Annotated in this window: 8 protein-coding genes; 3 read left to right on the top strand and 5 right to left on the bottom strand. The window is 74.1% G+C overall.

Going from position 1 to position 7215, the window contains the following annotated elements; translation table 11 throughout:
• Positions 1–87 precede the first annotated feature (87 nt).
• Both ACFVU3_RS29745 and ACFVU3_RS29740 read right to left on the bottom strand, forming a co-directional pair.
• Positions 88–360, bottom strand: coding sequence for a DUF4031 domain-containing protein (locus tag ACFVU3_RS29745; protein ID WP_390070980.1), 273 nt, complete (start codon positions 358–360; stop codon positions 88–90).
• 30 nt (positions 361–390) lie between these two features.
• On the bottom strand, positions 391–747 hold the full coding sequence (locus ACFVU3_RS29740) for a hypothetical protein (protein WP_390070978.1): 357 nt from the start codon (positions 745–747) through the stop codon (positions 391–393).
• Between the two features lie 102 nt (positions 748–849).
• Here ACFVU3_RS29740 and ACFVU3_RS29735 point away from each other — a divergent pair, with 102 nt between their 5' ends.
• From ACFVU3_RS29735 to ACFVU3_RS29725, 3 genes are read left to right on the top strand one after another with little or no spacing between them, the layout of a single operon-like run.
• Positions 850–1770: a MurR/RpiR family transcriptional regulator gene (locus ACFVU3_RS29735; RefSeq protein WP_390070976.1), complete on the top strand. Its 921-nt coding sequence runs from the start codon at positions 850–852 to the stop codon at positions 1768–1770.
• Between the two features lie 27 nt (positions 1771–1797).
• Positions 1798–2742 carry an N-acetylmuramic acid 6-phosphate etherase gene (gene murQ / locus ACFVU3_RS29730; protein ID WP_390070975.1) on the top strand — a complete coding sequence of 315 codons (945 nt, stop codon included), beginning with the start codon at positions 1798–1800 and terminating at the stop codon, positions 2740–2742.
• Between the two features lie 43 nt (positions 2743–2785).
• Positions 2786–4303 (top strand): PTS transporter subunit EIIC, encoded by a 1518-nt coding sequence (locus tag ACFVU3_RS29725; RefSeq protein ID WP_390070974.1) that lies wholly within the window; start codon positions 2786–2788, stop codon positions 4301–4303.
• Positions 4304–4335: 32 nt separating this feature from the next.
• On the opposite strand, the gene ACFVU3_RS29720 is transcribed toward ACFVU3_RS29725, so the two are convergent.
• From ACFVU3_RS29720 to ACFVU3_RS29710, 3 genes are read right to left on the bottom strand one after another with little or no spacing between them, the layout of a single operon-like run.
• Complete coding sequence (locus ACFVU3_RS29720; RefSeq protein WP_390070973.1) at positions 4336–4782, bottom strand: S26 family signal peptidase; 447 nt, start codon at positions 4780–4782, stop codon at positions 4336–4338.
• An 11-nt stretch (positions 4783–4793) separates the two neighbouring features.
• On the bottom strand, positions 4794–6656 hold the full coding sequence (locus tag ACFVU3_RS29715; RefSeq protein WP_390070971.1) for an ABC transporter ATP-binding protein: 1863 nt from the start codon (positions 6654–6656) through the stop codon (positions 4794–4796).
• Positions 6653–7189, bottom strand: a complete 537-nt coding sequence (locus ACFVU3_RS29710; RefSeq protein WP_390070969.1) for a TlpA family protein disulfide reductase — start codon at positions 7187–7189, stop codon at positions 6653–6655. Before ACFVU3_RS29710 ends, ACFVU3_RS29715 begins: the two co-directional genes overlap by 4 nt.
• Between the last annotated feature and the right edge of the window lie 26 nt (positions 7190–7215).

Genomic DNA, 7215 nt, shown 5'->3' with positions numbered 1-7215 from the left:
CAGGGGCCGCACCGTCCGGTGCGGCCCTTCGCGCGTCCCGCGCGCGGCGCCGCCGTCCGTCGCCGGGCGCCCTGGCGGCGACCCCGCTCATCCCTCCGCCCGCCGGCCCTTCGGCCGGCGCAGGCCGGCGGCGGTGAGGCGGTGGAGGAGTTCCTTGGAGCCGACCGGGACGGCGCCGGCGGCCACCGCGGCCTCGTAGTGGTCGGAGGGGATGTCGTAGTGGTCGCGCTCGAAGCCGCGCGGCGGGGCGCCGATCGAGGCGGCGAAGGCGTGGAGCTCCTCGAAGGAGACGTCGCTGACCAGGTGCGACCACATGCGCCCGTGGCCGGGCCAGGTCGGGGGGTCGATGTAGAGGGCCATGTCAGGCCCCCTCCCCGGCACGGAGGCCCGTCACGTCAGCCCGCCCACCCGGGCCACCACCACGCCCTGTTTGGCGCAGACCCAGTGCGGGTCGGGGCCCAGTTCCGGTTCCACGTCGAGGGCGTGGGGGTCGCCGGAGGAGCAGACGGGGCACAGGGGCCAGCGGCCGTAGCGCTCCAGGAGGGCGTCCTGGACGTCCTGGGCCACGAGGCCCGCCACGTACTCGGCGCCTTCGGGCCACTGCTCGACCCACCAGCGGCGGTGCGTGACCGCGTCCTCCACCATCGACACGACCTGGGCCGCGGCCACGTCACGGGCCGCGAGGTCGGCCAGCACCAGCGCGCGGGCGGCGTGCAGCGCCTGCTCCACGGGGTCGATGTCGTCCATGGGCTCATTGTCCCCCGCCGCCCCCGGAAGGACGAAGGTCCCCTCCCCGTCCGGGCCGTACGGGCTCTTGTCCGCCGGCCGTGGTGAAAGTATCTTTCAAGCGTGACGAATGATGTGAAGGAAACTTTCAGCGGCGAGGCGCCCCCCGCCCCCGCCGCGCTCGCCGCCAAGGTGCGGACCCTCTCCCCTTCCATGACCCGCTCCATGCAGCGGGTCGCCGAGGCCGTCGCCGGGGACCCCGCCGGCTGCGCCGCCCTCACGGTCACCGGCCTCGCCGAACTGACCGGCACCAGCGAGGCCACCGTCGTCCGCACCGCCCGCCTCCTCGGCTACCCCGGCTACCGCGACCTGCGGCTCGCCCTCGCCGGCCTCGCCGCCCAGCAGCAGTCGGGCCGGGCCCCTTCCGTCACCGCCGACATCGCCGTCGACGACCCGGTCGCCGACGTGGTCGCCAAGCTCGCCCACGACGAGCGGCAGACCCTCGCCGACACCGCCGCCGCCCTCGACACCGTCCAGCTCGGCGCCGTCGCCGCCGCCTGCGCCACGGCCCGCCGCATCGACGTGTACGGCGTCGGCGCCTCCGGCCTCGTCGCCCAGGACCTCGTGCAGAAGCTGCTCCGGATCGGGCTCGTCGCCCACGCCCACAGCGACCCGCACCTCGCCGTCACCAACGCCGTGCAGCTCCGCTCCGGCGACGTGGCCCTCGCCATCACCCACTCCGGCTCCACCGGCGACGTCATAGAACCGCTCCGGGTCGCCTTCGAGCACGGTGCCACCACGGTCGCGATCACCGGCCGCCCGGACGGTCCGGTCAGCCAGTACGCCGACCACGTGCTGACCACCTCCACCGCCCGCGAGAGCGAGCTGAGACCGGCAGCCATGTCGTCCCGCACCAGCCAGCTCCTGGTCGTGGACTGCCTGTTCACCTGCGTCACCCAGCGCACGTACGAGACCGCGGCCCCTGCCCTCGCGGCCTCGTACGAAGCCCTCGCCCACCGCCACTCGCCCCGCACCACCCGCTGAGGCCCCGGACCCGCCGGGGACGACACCATGAAAGAGCAGCCGCCCGTGTCCACCACGTACTCCGAACTCCGCGCCCAGCTGGCCACCCTCACCACCGAGGCGTTCCGTCCCGAACTGGCCGAGATCGACCGGCTGTCCACCCTGGAGATCGCCGGCCTCATGAACGGCGAGGACCAGTCCGTCCCCGCCGCCGTGGCCCGGCAGCTGCCCGCGATCGCCGCGGCCATCGACGCCACCGCCGAGCGGATGGCCCGCGGCGGCCGGCTGCTCTACCTGGGCGCCGGCACCGCCGGACGGCTCGGCGTCCTCGACGCCAGCGAGTGCCCGCCCACCTTCAACACCGACCCCTCCCAGGTCGTCGGCCTGATCGCGGGCGGCCCCTCCGCCATGGTCCAGGCCGTCGAGGGCGCCGAGGACTCCAAGGAGCTCGCCGCCGCCGACCTCGACGCCCTCGGCGTCGGCCCCGACGACACCGTGGTCGGCGTCTCCGCCTCCGGCCGCACCCCGTACGCCATCGGCGCCGTCGAGCACGCCCGCGCCGCCGGAGCGCTCACCATCGGCCTGTCCTGCAACGCGGACAGCGCGCTGGCGGCCGCCGCCGAGCACGGCATCGAGGTCGTCGCCGGGCCCGAACTCCTCACCGGCTCCACCCGGCTGAAGGCCGGCACGGCCCAGAAGCTCGTCCTCAACATGATCTCGACGATCACCATGATCCGGCTGGGCAAGACCTACGGGAACCTCATGGTCGACGTCCGCGCCTCCAACGAGAAGCTCCAGGCCCGCTCGCGCCGCATCGTCGCGCTCGCGACCGGCGCCCCCGACGAGCAGATCGAGGCCGCCCTCGCCGCCGCCGAGGGAGAGGTGAAGAACGCCATCCTGATCCTCCTCGCCGACGTCGACGCCGCCACCGCGGCCCAGCGGCTCAAGGACTCCCGCGGCCACCTGCGCGCGGCGCTGCACCCGGCCACCTGAGCCGTCCGCCCCCCCACCCCCGTACCGAAGGCACCACCGCACCATGAGCACAGACGACAAGAACCGCGCCACCGCCGCCGCGATCCTCCCCCTCGTCGGCGGCGCCGGGAACATCACCTCCGTGGCCCACTGCATGACCCGCCTCCGGCTGGGTCTGCGCGACCGCTCGCTCGTCCAGGACGAGGCCCTGAAGGCCCTGCCGTCCGTGATGGGTGTGGTGGAGGACGACACGTACCAGATCGTCCTGGGCCCCGGCACGGTCGCCCGCGTGACCCCCGAGTTCGAGGCCCTGGTGGCCGAGGAGGCCGCGCGGGCGCCGCGGCACACGCCGACCGCCGAGGAACTCGCCGGCAAGGGCGCCGCCCTCAAGGCGGCCCGGAAGGCGAAGAACGCGACCCCGTTCAAGCTCTTCCTCCGGAAGATCGCGAACATCTTCGTCCCGCTGATCCCCGCCCTCATCGGCTGCGGCATCATCGCCGGCCTCAACGGCCTGCTGATCAACCTCGGCTGGCTGCCCGGCGTCACCCCGGCGCTCGCCGCCGTCGCGAGCGGCTTCATGGCCCTCATCGCGGTCTTCGTCGGCTACAACACGGCCAAGGAGTTCGGCGGCACGCCGATCCTCGGCGGCGCGGTCGCCGCCATCATCGTCTATGCCGGCGTCGCCAAGATCGAGGTCTTCGGCCAGGCCCTCTCCCCCGGCCAGGGCGGTGTCCTCGGCGCCCTCGGCGCGGCCGTCCTCGCCGTGTACGTGGAGAAGTGGTGCCGCCGCTGGGTGCCGGAGTCCCTGGACGTCCTGGTCACCCCGACGCTCACCGTGCTCGTCTCCGGACTGGTCACGATCTTCGGCCTGATGTTCGTCGCCGGCGAGGTCTCGCAGGCCATCGGCGACTTCGCCAACTGGCTCCTGGAGAACGCGGGCGCCGGCGCCGGCCTCCTCCTCGGCGGCCTCTTCCTGCCGCTGGTGATGCTCGGCCTCCACCAGGCCCTCATCCCCATCCACACCACCCTCATCGAGCAGCAGGGCTACACCGTCCTCCTCCCGATCCTGGCGATGGCGGGCGCGGGCCAGGTCGGCGCGGCCATGGCGGTCTACCTGAAGCTGCCCCGCAACGGCTCCATCCGCCGCACCATCAAGTCCGCCCTCCCGGCCGGCTTCCTCGGCGTCGGCGAACCGCTGATCTACGGCGTCTCCCTCCCGCTGGGCCGCCCCTTCATCACCGCCTGCGTCGGCGGCGCGGCCGGAGGCGCCTTCGTCGGCCTCTTCAGCATGCTGGGCGACAAGGTCGGCTCCACCGCCATCGGCCCGTCCGGCTGGGCGCTCTTCCCGCTCCTCGACGGCAACAAGGGCCTGGGCCCGACGATCGCGATCTACGCGGGCGGCCTGCTCGTCGGCTACCTCGTCGGCTTCGTCGCCACCTACTTCTGGGGCTTCAGCCGCGAGCTGATCGAGGAGTTCGACGTGGACCCGGAGGCGGCGGCCGCCCCGGCGCCGGACCCGGTGGCGGCCGGCGGCCCGCAGCCCGGTCTGGACACCCCCGAGGCCGAACCCGTGAAGGTCTGACCCCGGCCCGCGCCGCCCGGCGGAGGACGCCGTCACGCCGCCTTGTCGAGGACGACGCCGATGACGCTGGACACCGGCAGCAGGCCCCAGAAGCGGGAGTCCGTGCTGAAGGCCGGGTTGTCGCCGAGCAGGGCGACCCGGCCCGGCGGGACGAGGGAGCCCTCCGCGACACCGGCCGCGGCGCACACCTCGGGCGGGACCGGTTCCCCGGCGAGCGCGGCGACCCGCTTCACCACCAGCGGCGGCCGGGCGGCCGGGCCGGCGTCCCGGCGGGGGCGCACGAGCCCCTCGGGCGGGGCCACGACGACGATCCGGCCGGTACGCAGCCGGGCCGCGCCGCTCCGGACGACGAGGACCCGCTGGCCGTCCCGCAGCGCCGGCATCATGCTCGGCCCGTTGATCCGGAGCCGGGAGAGGAAGCGGCGCAGCAGCACCAGGACCAGCGCGAGGCCCGCGGTCACGCCCAGGAACACGTACACGTCACCCCTCCTCAGGGCACGGGGTCCGGGACGGGGCCCGGCGCGTCGGTACGGTAGCCGTCCGCCTGGAGCGTGAACAGCTCCGCGTACCGGCCGCCCCGGTCCATCAGCGTCTCGTGCGTCCCCTCCTCGACCACCCGTCCGTCGCCGAGGACGACGATGCGGCCGGCGTCGCGGACGGCGCTCAGCCGGTGCGAGATCACCACGCCGGTCGCGCCGCCCCGCAGGGCGCGCAGGCTGTCGTGGATCTCCTTCTCGGCCTCCGCGTCCAGGCCGGCGCTGGGCTCGTCGAGGATCAGCAGGTCGGCGTCGGCGCGCATGAACGCCCGGGCCACCGCCACGCGCTGCCACTCGCCGCCGGAGAGGGACTGCCCGCCGAAGCCGGCGCCCTGCTCCCCGTCCGGGACGAAGATCCGGCTGAGGAGGGTGTCGTAGCCGGCGGGCAGCCGGGTGAGCCGGTCGTGGACGCCGGCGGCCCGCGCCGCCCCGGTGACCGCCCCGGTGTCGCCCGCCCGGTCGAGCCGCCCGAGACCGACGTTCTCGCGGGCGGTGAGGTCGTACCGGCAGTAGTCCTGGAAGACGACGCCGATCCGGCGGCGGTACGCGTCCGGGGTGAAGCGGCGGATGTCGGTGCCGTCCCAGAGGATGCGGCCCTCGGTCGGGTCGTACAGCCGGCACAGCAGCTTCACCAGCGTGCTCTTGCCGGCGCCGTTCAGGCCGACGAGCGCGGTCGCCGCGCCGGCGGTGAGCGTCAGGTCCACCCCGCGCAGCACCCACGGCGAGGCGTCGTCGTACCGGAACCAGACGTTCTCGAAGGTGATCGAGGAGCGCAGCGGGCCGGGCTCCTCGGCCGGTCCTTCCAGCTGCCGCAGGTCGGGGGTCATGTCGCGCAGGGCCCGGTAGGAGACGAAGGTGAGGAGGGCCTGGTAGGCGTTGCTGCCGGTGTTCGCCAGCTGCCCGACGCCGGTCTGGATGGCGGCGGTGGCGGCGAGGAAGACGGAGACGTCGCCGACGGAGAGCGAACCGGCGCCGACGGCCCCGACCACCCAGACGAGCCCCGCGCCGTAGACCGCCACGCCGAGCACGGACGGGGGAACCCCCCGGACGAGGTTGCGGAGTTCGGTGCGGCGCTCGGCCTCGGACGCGGAGGCCAGTTCGGCCCGGGCCCGGTCCTTGAAGTGGTCCTGGAGCCCGAAGAGCCGGATCTCCTTCACCGCGTCGATGTCGGTCAGCAGGCTCGCGTAGAACATCTGGCGGCGGCTGCGCGCCACGATGTCCCGGATGACGGCGGCCCGCCGGCGGCCCGCGGTGAGCTGGGTCCGGAAGGTCGGCAGCGCCATGACGACGGTCAGCGCGCCGAGCAGCGGGTTGAGCACGCAGACCGTGATCAGGAAGCCGAGGAAGGTCACCAGCGCCTGGACACCGCCGACGGCCGAGCCGATCAGCATGCCGGGCGCGGAGGAGCCGGCCTCCTGGGCGAGCCGCAGCTCGTCCTGGAAGGCCGGGTTCTCGAAGTACCGCAGTCCGGGAAGGCGGTTGACGCCCTCGAACAGCTCGTCCTGGACGCGGAGCTGGACCCGCCGGGCGTGCTGCTCGCGGAGGAAGTCGGTGACGGCCGGGACGAGCGCGATGCCGAGGCTGACCCCCACCAGGAGGACGGCGATGCGGACGAGGGCGTCGGTGGGCCGGTGCTGGGTCATCGCGTCGAACAGCTCGCGGACGAGGAGCGCGGCCGCGGCGGGCAGCAGCCCCGCGACGACGCTCCCCGTCAGGTAGAGCAGGAGCGCGCCCCGCCCGGCCCGCCAGGCGAGCCCGGCGGCGGTCCGCCCGGCCCGGGCCACGTCCTTGCGGCCGGCGGGAGAGGGGCCGTTCACCGGGAGGCGGACGCCGTCGGGGCGGCGGCGACCTGGCCGCGGTCGCTGATCCGGCCGTCGGAGTCGACGTCGAGGTAGCTGGGCCAGCGGACGATGCCGAAGGAGGCCGAGGCGCCCTCGGAGCCTGCGGCCTCGGTGACGACGCGGGCCACGGGGTCGAGCAGCTCGATCATCCGCTGCCGCTCGGGGCCGCCGCCCTTGAGGAAGACGAGCACATGATCCCGGCCACCTGGGAAGTCCTTCGCCATGCGGGCGAATTCCGGTGCCTGCTCGACGCAGGGCGTGCAGGTGGTGGAGAGGAATCCGATGACGGATCCGGGCGCGACGGAATTCCGGCCGATTTCTTCCCCGGAATGCGTGACGGTCTGGAATGCGGGAACCGGGGAACCGTCCGGGAGTTTGTTCTCCGGGGCGTCGGAGACGTATTCGCCGGAATTCCCGGCGGAGCCGGAGGTGCGGCGTGCGAGAGCGAGCAGCAGGAAGAGGTTGAAGACGGAGAGACAGCCGATCAGCACGACGGCGGCGACAAGCATGGAAAGGGCCTCGCTTGGTTTATCGG

This window comes from Streptomyces sp. NPDC058052 (genome assembly GCF_042885515.1).
Taxonomy (GTDB): Bacteria; Actinomycetota; Actinomycetes; order Streptomycetales; family Streptomycetaceae; genus Streptomyces.
This window is presented reverse-complemented; position numbering and strand designations above follow the sequence as displayed.